This is a genomic window from Bdellovibrio sp. NC01, assembly GCF_006874625.1.
In the GTDB taxonomy this organism is placed as follows: domain Bacteria; phylum Bdellovibrionota; class Bdellovibrionia; order Bdellovibrionales; family Bdellovibrionaceae; genus Bdellovibrio.
Map to the genome: position 1 here is coordinate 1,699,881 of NZ_CP030034.1, position 18,859 is coordinate 1,718,739.

The following is an 18,859-nucleotide window of genomic DNA, read 5'->3' on the forward strand; positions in this document are numbered from 1 at the left end:
TATACCACCTCTTAGCCATCAAAAACTTCGAGGAGAATATAATGAAGAAACTTGTCATGTTTGCGCTATTTGTGATCTGTCCACTTATCTCTTTTGCTGGTCCTGAAGATCACACTCCAGGCGCTGTTTACATCGCAAACGATACAGCTGTTCCGTACTATCTTTTGGAACTAAAATTCGATACGGCAACTCTTTCGCCTGATCATGATTCTTTAACTCTTGAAGCACGTTACGGAAATTTGTTTGGTCAGTTTCCTGTGACATTCACATCTCGTCACAACGAAGACAGATTGAACTTCAAAGCAGAAAAAACTTTGTTCAATCGTTGGACGGCGACATGTGGTTTTGCTGAAAAAGCTGTGGCTTATATCGCAGGTGAAGAAGCTTATGGCGAAGTAAATCCAAAGTACTTGGAGATCGTAGTTGTTTACACTTCGGCTCAAAACGCGTGTGCTGCTGATTCCGTACAGACAAAAGCGATCACGTACAGATTGAACCAATAAATGGTTATCCAGGCCTCCGTTTTCCTTGAACGGTGGCCTTTTCCTCATTACTTCTCAAGAATCCTTGAATAAACTGATATCGTCAGCATGCTAATTATAGAAAACTCAATTCTTACTTAAGCAACCTTCGCATGCGCACTCTAGTATAGACATTTGTTCGATAGTTCCTTAACATATCCTCTGATGAGTACACAGAGATACACAAGCGCCCGAAAGTTTCTTTTGGACGAGCTAATGAACCGCCAGAAGCGGAACCCTTCTTACTCGCAGCGTGCTTTCGCTCGAGACCTTGGCATCCTTCCTTCGCGTTTAAGTGAAATGATGACTGGAAAAGTAGGGATTTCGTATCGCAATGCCAACAAGATTGCGCAGCGTCTGGAGTTGTCTGATGAAGATAAAGCGATGTTCTTAGATCTTGTGCAAAGTGAATACGGAAGAAGTGCGGCGATTCGCCAAGCTTCATCCGAACGACTGCGTGATCGCTTGCAAGAGGCTTACGCCTTTAAGCAAGAAGAGTTTAACGTGATCTCTGACTGGTATCATGCGGCGATACTGGAATTGGTTGATTTGAAAGACTTTGAAGTGTCAGCGAAGCATGTCGCGAAGCGCTTAGGGATTTCTCCAGATATTGCTGGTGAAGCGATTCATCGTTTAGAACGTCTGAATTTTTTAAAAATTAAAAATGGTGGTGCGGAAAAAACTCATCGCAATCGTGCGACGACGTTGGATGTTCCTTCTGCGTATATTCGTAAATCTCATGCGCAAGTTTTGAGAAAAGCAGAAGAGGCCTTAGACACTCGTCCCGTTAGTGAAAGAGATTATTCATATATGATGTTCGCAATGCCGAAGAAGAAAATTTCGTATCTTAAGAAAGTATTGCTGTCGTTACGAAAAGAACTTGCGAAGGAAATTGAAGAGCTTGAATCGCAAAACAGCGATTCCGTGTTCTGCGTTGGGATGCAATGTTTTGAAGTGACAGAGAGCAAGTAGCCTGCTCAGCACAAGTGGACCATCTTGGACCACTATGCTTCGTTCACGTTTTAAAATCATTTAAATTTCATTCATCCTAAGCAAGAGTTTTGTAAGGAATATGGCGATGTGCAAAATATTATGCTTTGGCCGATCTGCGGGATCGGAGTTTATTGAAAAATACGTGGCTGAAGGAAAGGGGCAGATCGATCTGGTAACCGTTCCTCATTTGGACAAAGGCGCTGTTCTTGAAGCAAAGCCAGATTTGGTTCTGTTGACGGAGCCTATCATCGATCGTTTGCTTTCAAATCCATTTTTGCAAGAGCTCGAGTCTGAACATCGTTTTTCAATTTTTAGTTTTTTAAATAAAGACGATGTGGCTTATCGCTTGAAGTCTTATCAAGTGGGCGCACAAGATTGTTTAAGCCTTGAGATGGTCCCTGAAGAATTGCACTTTAAGATGTCTATCTTAACTCGACGTACGAACTTGCTGCGCAATGTTCCACCTACGATCGAACTGAAGAATATGCTGATCTTCCCTGCGTACAAAAGAGTTTTGATTAATAATCAAGAAGTGCGTTTGGCGAATAAGGAATATGAAATTCTTCTGCTGTTGATTAAGAAGCGCGAACAGTTTGTGACAGCAGCAGAAATTATTGCGTCGATATGGAAGGGCGCGACGGTTTCTCAAGGAAACATCTACACGCAGATTCATAATCTCAAACGTAAAATTAAAAACTTCGATGGCACGATTGCTTCACAATATGGAGTGGGTTTTCGACTGTACGTCGAGCCTCCATCAGATTCTTAATAGCTAATTAAGAATCAACTCTGTGAGCCTAAACAACGGAAAATGAATTTAATCAAAAATCTAAAAGAGTCGTGACAGAGAAAAAATAATTGGTATTAAGGAACTCTCTCTTCTTAGGGGAGTTCTGGAGCGTGATGCTATCTCTACTGATTATCTTACTGGCAAGCGTGTCGTTCGCATGGACGGGTGTATGGAATGGGGGCGGCGGCCTTTTAGTTGATGGAGCGCCGGTCACGGTTGGTTCTGCACTCGAAAAACCAAAAGACAAACTGCAAGCAGCGCAAATTCCTGGTTTAGCCCTGCTTGTAAACTCCATTCATTCTTTAAACTTACCTGAAGAAGCGAAGAGCGAAGTGCTAAGAGCAATCAACCCTTCGGCTGTTAGGTCTTATTATAAAGTCAGCGACAGCGTTTACCCCGATGTTCGGGAAGAAATGGTGACTCGTTATTCGCGAGAGCTAGGTGTATCGCGAGATCAAGTGGCGTTATTCGCCTTAACCTATACAGAGAATCATCCATCACAAAAAGGTGAGCGATCGGTGTTTTTGTTTCCGCACTTTTTTGCCCTCAAGAAGGAATCGGAGCAAGCAGCGGTTCTTTTTCATGAGGCTCTATGGCAGTTAAAAAGTTTCGCGACTTATCAAGAGGTGATTCGTTGTGAAGCATTGATGCAAAAGTATTTGGAGAATCCCAAATCGCGCGAGGCTTATTTTAATTTTATGACTTACTTCATGAAGAACTTTTTAGCTAACGCGACTCAAAAAGCCGGGACGTGATATCAGTATTTGGCAATAACGTTCATCAAACCTGGAAAATGTTTTTCCAATTCTTTCGTGCGCAGAGATGTGTATTTATGTTTACCCTCGACGCGCGTCCAGATGATTCCAGCTTCACGTAAAATCTGTAGATGGTGTGAAAACGTGGCTTTCGTCACCGTGTAACTGAAAGTCCCACAAGCCTTTTCTCCGCCTTTAGCGGCGATAAGCTCGCGCACGGCTGAGAGACGCACAGGATCGCCCAGGGCCTTTAAGACCTGTTCCATTGTGACATCTTTTAAAGAAGGGTGACTTATTTCATCCATTGTTAGATAATTATCTAACAAAGTTCTTGTGCTCTGTCAAGAGTGGGCGTAGAAACATAGTTAGATAAACATCGAACTATGTTCGAAAGGCTCGTTTTATGACATCTCCAGCTCTCAAAAAAGGTTTTATTCTTCTTTTATCCTTCGCTGTCGGTACGATGGCGGCAAATATCTATTATTCGCAACCTATCCTGGCACTGCTTGCGGATTCCTTAGGACTGCGCTCTGATGCCGCAGGTCTTATCATGACGTTCACGCAGATCGGTTATGGATTGGGCGTCTTGTTCGTGATTCCTTTAGGGGATTTGCTTGAAAATAAAAAATTGATTCTCTTTATGATAGGCTTAACGATCGTTGCATCGTTAGTGCTGGGTTTATCGCAGTCAGTTGTCACTTATCTTGCGGCCTCTGTGGCTGTGGGGTTAGGAGCTTCGGCCGTGCAAATCATTATCCCTTATACAACGCACCTTTATGACAAAGCCATGCGCGGGCAAGTGCTTGGCAGTCTGATGAGCGGTCTGATGTTAGGGATTATGCTGTCTCGTCCGCTTGCAAGTTTATTAACTGATTTCGTTTCGCTTCATGCAGTGTTTTACGTCTCGGCTGCTATCATGGCGGTGTTATTGTGGTTGCTAGCTCGCAGTTTGCCGACTCGTCAACCGGCAGCGACAAGTATGAAGTACACGCAGTTGATCTGGTCGATGAAACATCTCTTCACATCCACACCAACCTTAAGAAGAAGAGCCGTTTATCAATCACTGATGTTTGCCGCGTTCTGTTCTTTCTGGACGACGGCACCGCTCATGCTGATTCATTCCGCTTTTCAATTTACGCAAAAAGGTGTTGCAGTATTTGCCTTGGCCGGTCTTGCTGGAGCAATCGCCGCGCCTTTTGCGGGTCGTCTTGCCGATAAAGGTTACAGTCGTCAAGCGACGCTGGTTGCGTTTGCCGTCGCTATTATTTCGTTCTTAATGAATCATTTCATTCAAGAGGGCAGTCTTGTATCGCTGGTCCTCTTAGTGATCTCTGCAAATTTGTTGGATGCAGGTGTGTCTGCGCATTTAGTGTTGGGTCAGCGTGCGATTTTCATGATTGATCCACACAATCAAAGTCGTTTGAATGGTTTGTACATTGGTATCGTTTATCTGGGTGGCGGTATTGGTTCTGCATTCGGTGCATGGGCTTACGCCCACGGCGGTTGGGGAGCATCCACACTCGTCGGACTCCTATTCCCAACAATCGCATTGGGTTTGGCAGTCAGTGAAAAGTATTTTGGTTATCAAGAGGAATTGAAAACCGCGTAGTAGTCATTAAGTCTCACTAATAAAGAGCGCTCAATAGACGAGCGCTCTCGACGTCTCAAAGAGACACATAACCATTTCCTGACTTAAAGTCCCGTAACGAAAATACCGAATAGTCCAGCCGTGCACGTTTGAAATCAGAGGGCGGTTCAATGGCTTCTTTTTCTTGGCTTCGCGGTATCAAGGGCAAATTATTCCTGTCAGCTTGTCTTCCACTATTTGGTTTTGCAGCGGTGATGTATGTTTCATACACTAGCCAAAGCACGGCCAGCAAAATGTTGGATGAATCTTACAGCGATGTGATTCCAAATGTTACTTCACTAGGTAATCTCGAGGGCGGTCGTGCTCGCATTGGCCAATACCTGTGGGGAACAGTCGCAAATTTCAATGCGCCAAAACAGCGCGAAACTTATTTAAAGAAAGCAGAAACTGCGATCGAAGAATATAAGGCCGCAGTGAAAGAGTACGAAGCAACGCCGGATCAACCGGGCGAGCCTCAATTATATGCTCCAATGAAAGAGCATTACGCTGACTATGTTGCTCGTGTGGAAGACATGATTAAAACGTTGCATACGCCGACAGCAGAAAACTATGAAAAGGTTCGTGGTTTAATGTCTGAAGGCACTTACAATGCAGAGTCCGTTGAAATCAAAACGACGACAAGCAAAATCATGGGTATTTATAAGCAGCTTGCGATCGACAATAATAAGAAACAAAAAGCAGAGACAGAAAAGTCATTATTTCTTTTGTTTGCCATTGGTGCCGCTGCGGGCTTCGGTGTTTTTGCAATGTTGATGCTGATCGCTTCGCGCTTAAGTAAAACTGTGGGTGGCATCGTAAACAATCTGACAGACGCAGGTTCCCAAGTGAATTTGGCGATCTCGCAATTGTCACAGGCGGGCCAAAGCTTGTCGCAATCTTCAACGTCAGCGGCAGCCTCATTAGAAGAAACAGTCGCGTCCCTTGAAGAGATGAGTTCTATGGTTAACATGAACTCTGACAATGCCAAACAAGCAGCAGGTTTATCACAAGCTTCGCGTACAGCAGCCGAAGAAGGTGAGCGCGAGATTAAAAATCTTGTGGCTTCGATGCAGGATATTTCTCAGTCCTCTAAAAAAATTGAAGAGATCATCAATGTTATCGATGACATTGCTTTCCAAACGAACTTGTTAGCACTGAATGCCTCTGTGGAAGCTGCACGTGCTGGCGATCACGGTAAAGGTTTTGCCGTTGTCGCGGAAGCCGTGCGCAGTCTTGCGCAAAGATCTGCGGTCGCTGCAAAAGACATTACAAGTCTAATTAAGGACTCTGTTGAAAAAATCGAAAACGGAACTAAGATTGCCGATCGTTCCGGTGACGTTTTGAATAACATCGTGACCTCCATTAAAAAGGTTTCTGATCTTAATAATGAAATTGCGGCTGCAAGCTCGGAGCAAACAACGGGCATTCAGCAGATTAGTAAAGCTATGAATCAATTGGACCAAAGTTCGCAAACGAATGCAGCTTCATCTGAAGAAATCGCCTCTACAGCTGAAGAGATCGCTTCCCAATCAACGCAAATGCAAAATCTTGTGGTGAATTTGAATGGATACGTGGCCGGTGAAAAAACGCCTGAAGCAACTGTTTCTGAAGTGAAACCAGCTCCTGCGGCAAAATGGTCTGCCAAACCTTCCGCGAAGGGTCAGCCGCAACCGACAGCGAAAAAAGCGGCGAACAAGGTTTTAAAGTTCACACCGCCTGCTAAAAAAACCGTCGCATCATCGTCTGCTGAAATGATTCCTTTTGATGACGATGAAAGAAAAGTCGGAACCACTGACGGTTTCTAAGTATTCTCAGGAACTCTACTTACGAAGAGGGTGAGGACAATCTCATCCTCTTTTTTTTGCTTAAAATCTGCTGCTTAACATCAACAATAATTACATTGCACAAGAGTATGAGGAAGTGATTAGGTCTATACTCTACCTATGAAGTCGTTAACGATTGTGCATCTATTTATTGTTATTGCATTTTTAATTGCGCCATTTGCAGGCCATGCGGACTGCAGTCGTATCTTTGTTGTTGGCACAAACACGGACGCTGTCGCAAAAAAACGCGCTGGAATTAACGCTATTTCCATTGAACTCTTTTCAGAAATAAAAAAGCGCGTGAATTGTGTTTACAACGAACGCACTCTTTCTTTCACTAAAGCTCTTGAAGAACTTCGTAATAACCGTATTGATATTTTTGCATTTGCATTCAAAGCTCCCGAGTGGACCGCTGTCACGAATTCGGAAGTTCTTTATTCTGTTTCGCGTATTTTGCTCGTAAGTAAAGGCGTCTATAAAAAAGAGTTCACAATTTCTGATTATATTAAAAATCCAAAAATCAAATTCGGTGTTGTTTCGGGTGGCATGTTCTTCACAAATAAAGATGAATTGGATTTGTTAGAAAAAGAAAAACGTGCGGTCTATGATCCGTTTCCTGACGGCGTCATCGAACTACTGACCCAACGCAAGGTTCAAGCTGTCTTTACATCGCCTACTTTTTATCGTCGTTATGTAAAACAGTTCAAATTGGCGGAATTGACGGAAGCCATTCCTGATAAAAATAATAATCTGGATTTGACACTGTTCTTTTCAAAAACACGTGTGAAGCCTGAAGAGCAAAAAATCTTTGCGGATGCGATTAAATCTATGCGCAAAGACGGGTTCATTCGCAAAACTCTTCTGAAGTACGTTCTCGAAGATGATGTAAATAAGTACTATACTTTCTAGTTTGGTTTTCATCTGCCAGTCACTAACTATTCATCTCCATCGTTCGGTTGGAGAAAATTGCCGGTTTATAAAGTGAAGCATTAAGATGGCCTCGCAAAAGTCGAGGTGTCTATGCAGCAAAAATTCGATTGGTATTTATTAGTCGGGGATCAGGCGGCGACTTCACTCATAGAGGACCGTCTGAAACAGCTTCCGGCGCATGCTCAGTCCGTGGTTATTATTGAGAACGACACGGAAGCTCTAAAAAACAAAGTCCTTAAAGCGATGTTTCCCCATGGTGACTATTTCACGTGGATTGCTTGTGACCCACCTTGTGCCGTGGCTCTTAAAGATCTTCTTGTCACTGTCAAAGGCAGTCAGGAAGAATGGATTGAAACGACTTAAGTAATCGCAATTACATCGCAGGCCACAGTATTTTTTATTTAGTCATAACTTGGAGACTTAGCAAAGCAGGCTTAGGATAGATCTTCTATAGTGGAGGATGTCCCTTGAGCTCAATGGATTCTTTGTTCAGACCGTTTGAATTAAAAACTTTAAAATTAAGAAACCGTTTTGTGATGGCACCGATGACTCGCGTGTTTTCACCAAACGGTATTCCTACAAATGACGTCGCTGATTATTATCAACGTCGTGCTGCCGGTGAAGTCGGCCTTATTCTTTCAGAAGGGACCGTGATTAACCGTGTGCCTTCTTCGAATGAAAAGAACATCCCGCACTTTTATGGCGATGCCGCACTGGCAGGTTGGAAGCATGTGATCGAAAAAGTTCACCAAGCTCGCGGTGCGATGGCTCCGCAAATCTGGCACATGGGTGTGCAACCTAATTCACAATCGGGTTGGTCGCCTAATAAACCATTTGAAGGTCCTTCGGCTTTGATGGGATCTGGCAAACCAAATGGTGTCGCGATGACAAACGAAGATATCGAAAACACGATTGCAGCCTATGCCCAAGCTGCGGCTGATTCAAAACGTCTTGGTTTTGATGCGGTCGAGATTCATGGTGCCCACGGTTATTTGATTGATCAGTTCTTGTGGGATCGTACAAACACACGCACTGACAAGTGGGGTGGTAAATCCTTGGCCGAAAGAAATCGTTTTGCGGTTGAGACGGTCAAAGCCGTTCGTAAAGCAGTGGGCGAAGACTTTCCAGTTATTTTGCGTTTATCACAATGGAAACCAGCGGATTATTCTTTCAAACTCGCACAAACACCGCAAGAGATGGAGTCATGGTTACAACCATTGGCTACTGCAGGTGTTGATATTTTCCATTGTTCGCAACGTCGCTTCTGGGAACCAGAATTCGCAGGATCTGATTTGAACTTTGCTGGTTGGGCAAAAAAAATCACAGGCAAGGCAACAATCTCTGTGGGCTCTGTCGGTCTGTCTGGCGAGTTCACTGGGGCATTTAAAGGCGAAGGTTCCGAGGCGCAAGCGTTGGATCAGTTGCTGGCGAAGTTTGATAAAAAAGAGTTTGATTTGATCGCTGTCGGTCGTGCCTTATTGGCAGATCCAGATTGGGTTGTGAAAATCAAAGAAGGTCGCAACTCTGAACTCAAAGGTTTTAATCGCGACGACCTTAAGAAGCTCTACTAAAAAAATATTTAGGGAGGCTGTCTTTTATGGACAGCCTTTTTTTTCGTCTCAGAGCGAAACGATGCTTGATCCTAGGAGCAGTTGATAGAAGTTCTTCTCTAGATATATTCTCGTAATTCCGAAAAGTTAAGCATGGTACGTACTGGCTTGCTATATCTATCCTGCTTACTGTGCACGGCGTGTGCGTTGGATTTCTCTTTAGAAACTAAAGTGATTGGCAATCCTTCATCTGTCACTGAAGACGTACTGCCTGTTGGAAATTTTCCAATGGGTGCAGGGGATGTGAAGTTTAAGGCGCTGGCGTTCTTTGCGATTCTTTCTAATGGCAATTATCTTATCAGCGATAACTATGATCCAAATTGTCCTTTACGCTCAGTAACTACGACATTTACGACGATCACATGTTTTGCGGTCACTGATCTTATGCGTGTGAAAGTGGATAGCGCAGGTCATGTTTTTGCGATCAATGCAAACTTAGAAAAAATATATAAGTTCGATCAAGATGGTAATCTTCTGTTAAGCTTTGGTTCGCCAGGGACTACGAACGGACTTCTGAGCCTTCCAACAGATATTGATGTTGATAGCAGCGGTAATATTTATGTTCTTGATCGTGGGCTTGCGCCAAGAATTATCAAATACGATTCTTCCGGAAACTTCCTTCGAACAATCGGAACGTACAGTCCTAACGGAATCAATGGCCCTCAGGATTTTGGAATACCAGAATCGATTGCCATCAGTGCCAGTGACTATGTGTTTGTGGGTGATTTCTCGGCCCATCTTTTGACTTATGATCCTTCAGGCAATTTTGTCAGTCGAATCAAAATTACCAATCCGGTGAATTTTTTCTTTAATACGATGATGTACGATAATTCGACTTCTAATTTTTATGCGAATGATTTGGCGAATACACAAACTTTAAAGTTTAATGCAAGCGGCACCATTCTAACACAGTATGATCCAACAGACTTAGCAAGCGCCCCCTCTCAGTCTTCAAAAGTCGGTTCAGAACTCTGGGTCGCAGAGGGCAATCGTCTTGCCGTCTATTCAGACACGGGAACTTTTTTGCGAGAGACCAAAAATCAAGGTGGCCTGGGCGTCGTAACACAATTAGCGATGGGACCAAACTATCATTTTTATTTTGGCTCTGAAGATGGATATGTCAAAGAATATACCTATGACGGTCACTTTGTTCGCTCGCTGATGACCTATGCGTATATCTCGGGTTTAGCTGTGGACCCTGAAAGTGGCGCAATATTTATTTCGGATGCTGTCAACGGTACGGTGACTCGATACGATGCCGACGGCACGAATCCAACAGTGATTGCTTCTGGCGGCACTGGGGCTGCGGATGTCAGTTATCCAATGGGTTTGTTATTTAAAGATGGTGTCCTGTATGTGGCGGATGCTGTTCATTTACGTATTCAAAAATTTAAAGCGGATGGAACTCATTTAGGTTCTTTTGGAGATACATCGGGACCAGGGCAGATGTCGGCTTATCCAAGTCATGTCGCCATTGATGCGCAGGGCAGGTTTGTGATCGCGACCTATTCTGGCGGAATTTATCGTTACTCCGCTCAGGAAACATTCATCGATAGTTTTGGTACCCATGGCAGCTTTGGCGTCGAAAGTGAGATCAACACGCCCGCTGGCATCGTGACCGATAAAGATTCAAACGTTTATTTGCTGGACGCCGTTGATAATAAAATTTTGAAATTCGACAGCAACGGAAATTTCGTCGGGAAGTTGGGTCGTCCTGCATGTGGAGCGCCCGATTGTTTAGATGCGCCGTCAGGCTTGATTATCGATAAGTGGGACAATTTGTATTTCGCCGATGGCAATAACGGGCGTATCAGTAAATTCAAAACCGACGGAACAGTTCAATCACAATAAAGAAAAAGGGAGCGCGAAGCTCCCTTTTAAAGTCTTAACGGCAAACGTGACCGTGCCATACTTGATTGCCAGTATAGCATTTGCATGGTTGACCGAAAGTATCGTAGTAGCCCATATCGCAGTAGTTGCCACCTTCACGAATGCAGCAGTAGCGTGATTGAGACATGATGTTCGCATCATTCTCATCAGCAGGCACAGAGGCATTCGCGGGCTGCTCAAGTTGTACTGGCAGCGTCGGCATTTGATAATCGCTTGCATGAGCAACATTCATCCCTAAGACACACAAAACTGAAACTAGAAACATTTTCATCGAATACTCCTTTATTCATGTATTTGCTTTTTTTAAGTCAGACTTTTGTCTGACGAAATCGTATTGCGACTTGTTTGATTGAAAAAGCACAAAATGAACAGATGGAAAGTCATGAAACGGAAATCGCTCTATTGTTTTCGTAAAGTGCAAAGCGTCGCCAAATGACTTTCCACTTGGCCGCGCAACATTTCAATTTCCTGTGGCAGCTCAAAGTCCGTCGAAGTTTTGTTTGGTGGACAGACGGCGTAAGCGGGGATCAACGCTTCTAAGCGATTTTCTTTTAAAATGGAATCGGCAACATTTTTTACGCTGCCTGCATCCAAGCGACCGTTTTTGTATTCATTCACTGCGATATCGAAAGCTGTGTGATAAGCCTTTGCACGTGAAGGAATCTTTTTATCGATAATTTGATGAAGATACACTTCTAAGATTTGCGCTGGGAACTTATTCATTAATTGATCAGCTAAAGTCAGACTGGCATCGGAGTTATCAAAGATGACAATAAATTTTCGACCGGGATGATCGTCAATAATTGTCGCGACGTTATCAATTTTAAACTTTTCTAAATTCATTTGCGTGACCCAATTACGCAAATACAAGCGACGAGACGGGAACTGTTCTCGCGTCAATAGCGAGTCAACACGATTTTCAAACCAAGTAGCAATCCCACTCACCAAAGAGAAATGTGGATCACGTTCATTTTTTGAAATCTCGGAATAAAGAACAGACATCCCGGTGAAGCCGTGATCTTTTTCGAAAATCTTGATGGCTGCTTTTACAAGTCCCGTGTTTTCTGCCTGACGAAGAACATCATCAAAACCGCTAATAATATACGCTGACTGCGCAAACGCGGGTGAGGTCAAAACTAAACTGAATAACAGCGAGAACATAGGCGTTTTCATGCGCCCAACCTAATAGCGAATCCACAAAAGGTCTAGAGCAATCTGAGTTTCGCTAAAAACTCAAGTGACAGACTAAAGCATCCGTTATGAAGGAATGCGCAGTGCTCTTTGGATAATCTTAACCTGGTCTCTTGCTTCGTGCGGATTTTCAGCCGCGCCCGTATCGTCTTTAAGTGACCCACAGACTTCGACGGCACAAACAGTGACAGTTAGTAATGACAACTTTACAGTGGCCTATGACGGCGAGGGTTCGGTCAGTATAGATTCTCAAGCGATTACGCTGTCACCGAAAGTCGCTACCGTTGCAAATGAAACGCATGCTGCGTTAGTATTTTTGAACGATACTTTGAATAAACCCGTTCGCGATTTCGAACTTACGATTGAATTGGAAACGGTTCGCCAACTTCGTAAAAACACGGCAGCGAATCCGTGGGAAGTGTTCTGGTTGTTTTTCAGCTATAACCAAAACAATGTGAACGATAAAACGACAAATTATTTTTTAAGCAAACCACAAAATGGGGGAGAGTTGGGGCTCGCGTTTGACAGTGTCGGCCAAACTTTTCTTTCTGATCTAGCGCCAGCAAAGACTGCGATTGGCGAGCGTCATATATTCACCTATCGTCGCAAAGGAAACTTATTTACCGTCGTATGCGACGGAGTAAGCTTTTTTTCATTTGCCGATTCAAGCAAACTCTATAGCGCCAAGGGGGCGATCGGTTTTTATACCGAAGATGCACTCGTAAAAATCTACTCTGTACGTTATGCCAATCTTGACTGATCTTTAATCTCGAAAAAATTTTACGGAACATTACAGAATTGAAGGACATTACAATGTTCGCTCAAGAAGTTGTTAGAACAGAGAACTTTTGTTTGAAAGTTGCAATCTGAATTTTTATATTCAGGCCCATGAAAATAGCAATCAGTACATTTTGTATGCTCTTGTTAAGTATGTCCGTTTTCGCTGCACAAGTAAAAACGGTGACGTTGGTGTCGATGAATATTCCGCCGTTTATGAGTCCGGATATTCCAGAAAACGGTGCAGCCATTGTGGGTTTGCGCGAAATTTTCGCAAAGATGGGTTACGAGTTGAAAGTTAAATTCGTCCCGATTCAAAGAACACGCAATGTGGGGCTTGAAGATAAAAGTATTGCTGGTTTTTTTCCATCGTTTGTTGACGACGATTTCGTGCAAGGGATGAAGCTGTCTAAAACGGTTTACAAAACTCCGTGGGTGATCATTGAGCGCAAAGACAATCCGATTAAATGGAAAACAGCCAGTGATCTTTTGAAGTATAAAGGTGGCAACGTAGGTGGTTACACTTTGCGTTCGCAGGTAGCCCCAGTCTTTAAAGCGCATCCTGAAGCTTTGGAAGATGCTCCAGCCGATGCGCAAAATCTGATGAAGCTTGCGCTAAAACGCATTGATTATGTGTTCATTGATCGCAATGTTTTTGGTTTTTTAGTGGCGAATGATCCGAACTTACGTGCTCACGCGCAGCAGTTGCAAATCAATCCAAAAATTGTTGCGCTGAACGAATATGGCGTCGCATTCAAGACGGATAAAGAAAACGCCAAAATCATGGAGCAATTTAATAAGACGGCGACAGAAGAAGGCTTCACTCAAAGCGTTGAAGCCTACATCAAAAGAGTGCAACACTAATTATTAGGGGCGTACGCATTGACCGTTGTGTTGGCAACGAATCATTTCGTACGAGTAGCCCTTAAGTTCTTTCAAAGTGTAAGGCAACTCCAGATCGTAGCCCGCTTGAACCGCGCCTAATTGACCGATCGTGATAAATTCTTTTACGTATTGAAATTGTTCTTTTGCGAATGTCTCAGCAGACGAAGTCGAGCGAAAAATCAAATCTTTGCTCGAGCGCAAATTTTTAAGAAAGCGAGCTCTTTGTTCGTGCGCTTTATCAAGGCCGTCATTCAGATCTTTCCAGCATTTCACTTCGGCGATTTGGATCACCTTGTTTAAGTTGGTATCGAAAACAATGACATCAAGTTCGCCAATAACTCGTTCAGCATTGCCGTAAGAAATCCCCGTCATCACATTGTATTGCGGAGCCGGAAATTTCTTTTGCACATTTAAGCGCGCGATTTCTTCGCAGATCGTTCCTGCCGCCTCGTAAGAGCGTGGTACAGATTTAAGAGCTTCAAAATCCTCTGCCCAAGCACAGAAAGCTTGAAGAGGGGCCAATGACAATAAAAGAACAAACAACATTTTCATAAGAGCTGTTTAATGGGAAATTTTCAGACAGGGCAGTCGCCAGTCTGCAAATGAAAAAATTTCTGCTTAAACAAGCGGTTGGGACAGTCTCTCGGTGAACTTTCGTTGAGAATTTGGCCGCAAACTCGTTGACAATCTTTGTTCATGCGAAAAACTTTGTTCAAAGGCGCAATTGAAATTTGTCTTAGCAATCGAAGTACGGCACATTGCGCGCATGCGTTTGCAAACGGGTCTTTATTTTCTTGGAATAATTTTGAGCGCGGGGGTTGCGTCGGCGCAGCCTGCGGCGACTCCATTGGTTGTAGCAATTCCTGAAGGACTTGCAGCACCTATGCTCTTCGTCAAAGAGGGCTCACAACCAACAGGTATCGTGGTTGATATTTCTAAATCAATTGCCAAAGAGTTGGGGCGTGAGCCTGAGTTGATGTTGTTAACTCATTATCGTTTGCACGACAGTTTGACTTCAGGTCGGGCCGATATTCTGTGTTTTGCTAATCCATCTTGGGGCAAGAATGCGGATGCCTATAACTGGTCAAAACCCATGTTTGCAAAGCGCGAAGTCATCTTAGGCCCAAGCCCAGCGCCCGCTGATGTCAGTGGTTTTACAGGCAAGACGATCGGGACTGTTTTAAATTACACTTATCCGAAATTAGATAAATTGTTTGCGGCGAAATCTATTACACGCGAAGACTCGTACGGCGAAACAGCAAATCTATTGAAGCTTGAAAAAGGCCGCTTGCAGTATGCAATCACGGATGAAACTGTTTTGGATTATTTCAAACAGACTCATCCCGATATCGAAAAAAATCGCCAGCGCTTTCCGCTTCAGGACTATGCGATTTCATGCAATATGAATCGCAAAAGTACGATTAAAATTAAAGATCTGAATCGCGCCATTGAGCGTTTAAAAAACTCAGGACGATTCGATCAAATTTTTAAAAGCTACGGCACAAGGTTTGAACCCCTTTAGTGCGCCGACAACCACACTAAAATCAGTCCAATAAGAGCCGGCATCGCTTGGACGTAAAGAATCTTTTTCCCCACCGTGATGGCGCCATAAATGCCGGCAATCAAAACACAGCCTAAAAAGAAAAGCTTCAGTTGAAAGCTAAACTCAGGCTCGGGGTGTAGCAAACTCCACAACAAACCTGCAGCAAGAAAGCCGTTGTAAAGACCTTGATTCGCGGCAAGAACTGCTGTGTCTTTGGCTTTTTCCAAAGTCATTCTGAATGTCTTTAAACCAAAAGGTTTCGTCCATAAGAACATTTCAAGGACAACAATATACCAATGAATGAAACAAACCAGCGCGACAAAGATGTTAGAAATGTTATTCATAAGATAAATGCTAACGAGTTCTTGCCATAGAGTCTTGAAAATTCGCAAAATATTTATGCTTGTGAATTCAGCAGCTCTTTGCTATCTTCAAAAGAGATCTCAATAGGATCTTCATTTTTTACAAAGTCTTTATATAGGAGGGCTGCCATGATTGTAACTCAAGCTTTTATCAATAGCCGCAGCTCTCGATTGTCTTAATTAAGATTAATTCCAGACATTTTTAGCTCGCGGCACATATTCTCAATTTATTAATTCTAAATTTAATTGGAGTTTTGCGTGAACGCGAAATCATTTCCTCATTCGTGGGGATGGTCACCTTTTTTCGATGCTTACTTAGAGTCACAGCCACATTGGCATATTGCTCGAGTCATCAATCAGGAAAAAGGACTTTATAAAATTCAAACTTCTGATGATGAGACTTTATTGGCTCAACTCAGCGGTAAATTGTCATATTCAACAACGAATCCTCTCGCGTTTCCGGCGGTTGGCGATTGGATTCAATATTCTTTTAATTCGGGCGATGAGCGCGCGATGATTCAACAGGTGCTTGAACGACGCACTTGTTTTTATCGTGGTTCGGAACAAGTTATTGCTGCAAATGTCGATGTCGCTTTCATTGTGACGTCGGCCAATGCTGAAATGAATTTGAATCGTCTGGATCGTTATTTAACTTTGTGCTGGGAAAGTAAGGCACAGCCCGTGATTGTGTTAAGCAAGATTGATCTGTGCGAAAACTCACAAACACTTGTTGCAGAAATTGAACAGCGTCACGTCGGCGTGGATGTGCTTGCTGTCAGTCTTCAGCAGCCACAAACGCTGTTGCAGCTAAATAAATATCTGCTACCGGGACAAACAGTGGTGCTCATGGGTTCATCGGGTGTCGGGAAGTCTTCACTTGCAAATGCTTTGATGGGTGGAGAAGTCGCTCTGACGGGTGCTATTCGTGACGATGATCAAAAAGGTCGTCACACGACAACGTCACGACAGACGTATCGCCTGGCAGGCGGAGCTCTGCTTATGGATACACCAGGCATGCGTTCGCTCGCACTGGGGTCGCATGAAGAGGGGCTTGAGCATCAGTTCTCTGACATCGTGGAGCTCGCGCAAAGCTGTCGTTTCAGTGACTGCCAGCATGAAACGGAGCCCGGTTGTGCTATTCGTGCGGCTTTGGATTCTGGCGACGTCGATCAAGGCCGTTGGTTGAGCTTCCTAAAGCTGCAGCGAGAAGTTTTGCACGAGAAAATGAAAGAAGATCATGCGCTTCTCGAACAACAGCGCAACAAATGGAAGAAGATCTCTAAGGATCTTCGCGTCCGTATCAAGCAAAAAGCGCGGGGACAAGTGTGAGATTGAAAGAGCGCTCTCCCATTCAAAGGTAGAGCGCTCTTTATGTTTTTTATTTTCTTCTTCGCATCGGAAAAGACAATGACGATATGCGCTTCTATGCTGAGGGAAACAAGGAGGCCAACATGGCAAAAAACTCAGGCAAATCTCAAATGGGTTCTAAATCAGGTCTTAAAGGAAGCAAAGGTTCTGACAAAGAAGAAAGAATGGAACGTGGTTCAAGCTCAAGCAGCAGCAGTAGCGGTAAATCTACGAAATCAAGCAGAAGATAGTTTCACCTCTTTAAGCCGATCTTTGTGGTCGGCTTAAAGCATTTCAGGCTTAAAGAGTTTGCGTTTATTGATATGTTCACCAGACACCATAAAGATACCATCGCCGCGATAGTGCACAGTGCGCGGATACCTCGGGCTTGTTGCAACATGGGCCTTCACAACTTCTAAAATAAAAAAGTTATATTTATTCAACAGCGACGTATCGACAACTTTGCATTCGAAGTTTGCATAACATTCTTTGATCATGGGTGCCGATACCTGAGTTGCGGGGGTTGCCGTTAGATCGAACTCGCTAAATTTATCAACATCAGTGCCGGAGCAATTGCCAATCCCAACGATCGTATCAATCATGTCGACAGTTGGAATATTGATCACACATTCTTTGCTCTTTTTAATAAGCTCGAAGCTGTGATTAGCTGCCGTAATCATACAGCCTACTAGCGAAGGCGAAAACTCCATCACAGTATGCCAACCCATCGTCATGATATTGTGTTCACCCTTATAATAAGAGCTCACCAGAACAATAGGACCCACTTCAAGAAAGCGCCTGACTTTCGCTACCGGAAAATCACGCTTTTTATAATTTCTCATTTACGAGTCTCGCGGCGCTGCAGTTTTTCATCGGCATAAGCTAAAGCGACACCCCACGCGACACTGGAAAGAAGCAACATGGTATTGCGATTCTTACTTAATGGCGCAGATGAAAGCGGTGATGTGCTTGCCGCGGGTAAAAGACCATATTTGCCCCCAGCCCATAAGCCTAAACCAAACAACGCACCTTTTGCCAAGGGATTGATGGGCAGACGGGAAGCCACGGTGGCGTAGGCCACTCCGAATAAGGCGCCGTATCCATATCTTTCCAGCAGCTTTTTTTGTTCTTGAGGCTCAGTGGGAATGATCTCAGTGTGTTTTTTGCCCGAGATTTTTCCGAAGAGCTGAAAGAGTCCCAAGGCTGTGGAGCTCGTAGCCATTGTACTCGCTGATATCCCTCGAAGAATGCTGTTCATAGGGCACCTCCTTCTTAGCTCTATTTTAGCGAAGCTGCAGGCCAAGTCTTAGTCCCTATGTCACTAAACAATATCTCTACGAAACCAGTGTCTCAGAATGAGATCTGGACGAACTGCGTGAGCTTCTGTTAAAAACTTGTGCAACGAAAAGCCGCCAAATAGCGCAGAATGCGCAATAGATGGCAACGCCCTTGCAATGAAGCATCAGTGAGAATATTTAAAATTTCCCTGGAGGAATTATGAAAGCAAAAATGATTATCCTTAGCGTATTGATGTCTTCTTCAGCCTTCGCAGCTGTGCAAGGCAAAGTCTCTATGAAGATCGATTCCTCAAGCGCGCAAATCATCGTAAAAAACATCTCTGTTAAAGAAGGCGACCGCGTCGCTCTTTACGAAGAAACTTGCCAAGGACCTAAAATTGAATTGTGCAGAAAAACGAAAGTAGGAACGGGAGTGGTATCACGCGTGATTTCACAAGACGCTTCTGAAATCAAAGTTGATGGCAATGTAAAACTTAAAGAAGGTTTGTTGATCGAAAAGGAGTAGTCGCAAAGACTA

Annotated in this window: 23 protein-coding genes; 16 read left to right on the top strand and 7 right to left on the bottom strand. The window is 43.8% G+C overall.

All coding sequences use genetic code 11. The features are described from left to right. Window positions 1–41: 41 nt before the first annotated feature. The 4 genes from DOE51_RS08170 to DOE51_RS08185 all read left to right on the top strand — a co-directional run bounded on the left by DOE51_RS08170 (window position 42) and on the right by DOE51_RS08185 (window position 3,059). A complete protein-coding gene (locus tag DOE51_RS08170) occupies window positions 42–503 on the top strand; it encodes a hypothetical protein (RefSeq protein WP_142696050.1) in 462 nt (153 codons plus the stop codon). A gap of 183 nt (window positions 504–686) precedes the next feature. Next, window positions 687–1,493 carry a TIGR02147 family protein gene (locus tag DOE51_RS08175; RefSeq protein ID WP_142696051.1) on the top strand — a complete coding sequence of 269 codons (807 nt, stop codon included), beginning with the start codon at window positions 687–689 and terminating at the stop codon, window positions 1,491–1,493. A 163-nt stretch (window positions 1,494–1,656) separates the two neighbouring features. Then, entirely contained in the window at window positions 1,657–2,283 is a 627-nt protein-coding gene (locus tag DOE51_RS08180; RefSeq protein ID WP_168196412.1) for a DNA-binding response regulator, read from the top strand. A 131-nt stretch (window positions 2,284–2,414) separates the two neighbouring features. Beyond that, window positions 2,415–3,059, top strand: a complete 645-nt coding sequence (locus DOE51_RS08185) for a hypothetical protein (protein ID WP_142696053.1) — start codon at window positions 2,415–2,417, stop codon at window positions 3,057–3,059. 2 nt (window positions 3,060–3,061) lie between these two features. On the opposite strand, the gene DOE51_RS08190 is transcribed toward DOE51_RS08185, so the two are convergent. Beyond that, entirely contained in the window at window positions 3,062–3,364 is a 303-nt protein-coding gene (locus DOE51_RS08190; RefSeq protein WP_142696054.1) for a helix-turn-helix transcriptional regulator, read from the bottom strand. Between the two features lie 98 nt (window positions 3,365–3,462). Here DOE51_RS08190 and DOE51_RS08195 point away from each other — a divergent pair, with 98 nt between their 5' ends. The 6 genes from DOE51_RS08195 to DOE51_RS08220 all read left to right on the top strand — a co-directional run bounded on the left by DOE51_RS08195 (window position 3,463) and on the right by DOE51_RS08220 (window position 10,900). Then, window positions 3,463–4,668 (top strand): MFS transporter, encoded by a 1,206-nt coding sequence (locus tag DOE51_RS08195; RefSeq protein WP_142696055.1) that lies wholly within the window; start codon window positions 3,463–3,465, stop codon window positions 4,666–4,668. 149 nt (window positions 4,669–4,817) lie between these two features. Further along, window positions 4,818–6,491, top strand: coding sequence for a methyl-accepting chemotaxis protein (locus DOE51_RS08200; protein ID WP_142696056.1), 1,674 nt, complete (start codon window positions 4,818–4,820; stop codon window positions 6,489–6,491). Window positions 6,492–6,629: 138 nt separating this feature from the next. Then, window positions 6,630–7,418: an ABC transporter substrate-binding protein gene (locus tag DOE51_RS08205; protein ID WP_142696057.1), complete on the top strand. Its 789-nt coding sequence runs from the start codon at window positions 6,630–6,632 to the stop codon at window positions 7,416–7,418. A gap of 111 nt (window positions 7,419–7,529) precedes the next feature. Continuing rightward, window positions 7,530–7,802, top strand: coding sequence for an SIP domain-containing protein (locus DOE51_RS08210; protein ID WP_142696058.1), 273 nt, complete (start codon window positions 7,530–7,532; stop codon window positions 7,800–7,802). Window positions 7,803–7,915: 113 nt separating this feature from the next. Continuing rightward, the gene (locus DOE51_RS08215) at window positions 7,916–9,010 is read left to right on the top strand and encodes an NADH:flavin oxidoreductase (protein ID WP_142698227.1); all 1,095 of its coding nucleotides are present in this window, start codon (window positions 7,916–7,918) and stop codon (window positions 9,008–9,010) included. A gap of 132 nt (window positions 9,011–9,142) precedes the next feature. Beyond that, window positions 9,143–10,900, top strand: coding sequence for an NHL repeat-containing protein (locus DOE51_RS08220; protein WP_142696059.1), 1,758 nt, complete (start codon window positions 9,143–9,145; stop codon window positions 10,898–10,900). Window positions 10,901–10,934: 34 nt separating this feature from the next. Here the strand turns inward: DOE51_RS08220 and DOE51_RS08225 are convergent, their stop codons facing one another. After that, on the bottom strand, window positions 10,935–11,210 hold the full coding sequence (locus DOE51_RS08225) for a hypothetical protein (protein WP_142696060.1): 276 nt from the start codon (window positions 11,208–11,210) through the stop codon (window positions 10,935–10,937). Between the two features lie 128 nt (window positions 11,211–11,338). Beyond that, a complete protein-coding gene (locus tag DOE51_RS08230; RefSeq protein WP_142696061.1) occupies window positions 11,339–12,112 on the bottom strand; it encodes a phosphatase domain-containing protein in 774 nt (257 codons plus the stop codon). A 94-nt stretch (window positions 12,113–12,206) separates the two neighbouring features. On the opposite strand from DOE51_RS08230, the gene DOE51_RS08235 reads away from it, so the two are divergent. Together DOE51_RS08235 and DOE51_RS08240 are read left to right on the top strand one after the other, a co-directional pair. Then, complete coding sequence (locus DOE51_RS08235; protein WP_142696062.1) at window positions 12,207–12,890, top strand: hypothetical protein; 684 nt, start codon at window positions 12,207–12,209, stop codon at window positions 12,888–12,890. 128 nt (window positions 12,891–13,018) lie between these two features. Continuing rightward, entirely contained in the window at window positions 13,019–13,771 is a 753-nt protein-coding gene (locus DOE51_RS08240; RefSeq protein WP_142696063.1) for an ABC transporter substrate-binding protein, read from the top strand. Between the two features lie 3 nt (window positions 13,772–13,774). Here DOE51_RS08240 and DOE51_RS08245 read toward each other — a convergent pair whose 3' ends face one another. Then, window positions 13,775–14,344 (bottom strand): hypothetical protein, encoded by a 570-nt coding sequence (locus tag DOE51_RS08245; RefSeq protein ID WP_142696064.1) that lies wholly within the window; start codon window positions 14,342–14,344, stop codon window positions 13,775–13,777. A 172-nt stretch (window positions 14,345–14,516) separates the two neighbouring features. On the opposite strand from DOE51_RS08245, the gene DOE51_RS08250 reads away from it, so the two are divergent. Then, entirely contained in the window at window positions 14,517–15,314 is a 798-nt protein-coding gene (locus tag DOE51_RS08250; RefSeq protein ID WP_142696065.1) for an ABC transporter substrate-binding protein, read from the top strand. On the opposite strand, the gene DOE51_RS08255 is transcribed toward DOE51_RS08250, so the two are convergent. Beyond that, complete coding sequence (locus DOE51_RS08255; protein ID WP_142696066.1) at window positions 15,311–15,679, bottom strand: DUF1304 domain-containing protein; 369 nt, start codon at window positions 15,677–15,679, stop codon at window positions 15,311–15,313. The genes DOE51_RS08250 and DOE51_RS08255 overlap by 4 nt on opposite strands. A gap of 276 nt (window positions 15,680–15,955) precedes the next feature. Here DOE51_RS08255 and rsgA point away from each other — a divergent pair, with 276 nt between their 5' ends. Next, window positions 15,956–17,026, top strand: a complete 1,071-nt coding sequence (gene rsgA, locus DOE51_RS08260; RefSeq protein WP_246845496.1) for a ribosome small subunit-dependent GTPase A — start codon at window positions 15,956–15,958, stop codon at window positions 17,024–17,026. Between the two features lie 122 nt (window positions 17,027–17,148). After that, the gene (locus tag DOE51_RS19160; RefSeq protein WP_168196413.1) at window positions 17,149–17,295 is read left to right on the top strand and encodes a hypothetical protein; all 147 of its coding nucleotides are present in this window, start codon (window positions 17,149–17,151) and stop codon (window positions 17,293–17,295) included. Between the two features lie 33 nt (window positions 17,296–17,328). Here DOE51_RS19160 and DOE51_RS08265 read toward each other — a convergent pair whose 3' ends face one another. After that, window positions 17,329–17,886, bottom strand: coding sequence for a flavin reductase family protein (locus DOE51_RS08265; protein ID WP_142696067.1), 558 nt, complete (start codon window positions 17,884–17,886; stop codon window positions 17,329–17,331). Further along, window positions 17,883–18,302, bottom strand: a complete 420-nt coding sequence (locus tag DOE51_RS08270; protein WP_142696068.1) for a hypothetical protein — start codon at window positions 18,300–18,302, stop codon at window positions 17,883–17,885. The genes DOE51_RS08265 and DOE51_RS08270 overlap by 4 nt, the downstream gene beginning before the upstream one ends. Before the next feature lie 239 nt (window positions 18,303–18,541). Between DOE51_RS08270 and DOE51_RS08275 the strand changes: the two genes are divergently transcribed. Further along, a complete protein-coding gene (locus DOE51_RS08275; protein WP_142696069.1) occupies window positions 18,542–18,847 on the top strand; it encodes a hypothetical protein in 306 nt (101 codons plus the stop codon). The last annotated feature ends 12 nt before the right edge of the window (window positions 18,848–18,859 follow it).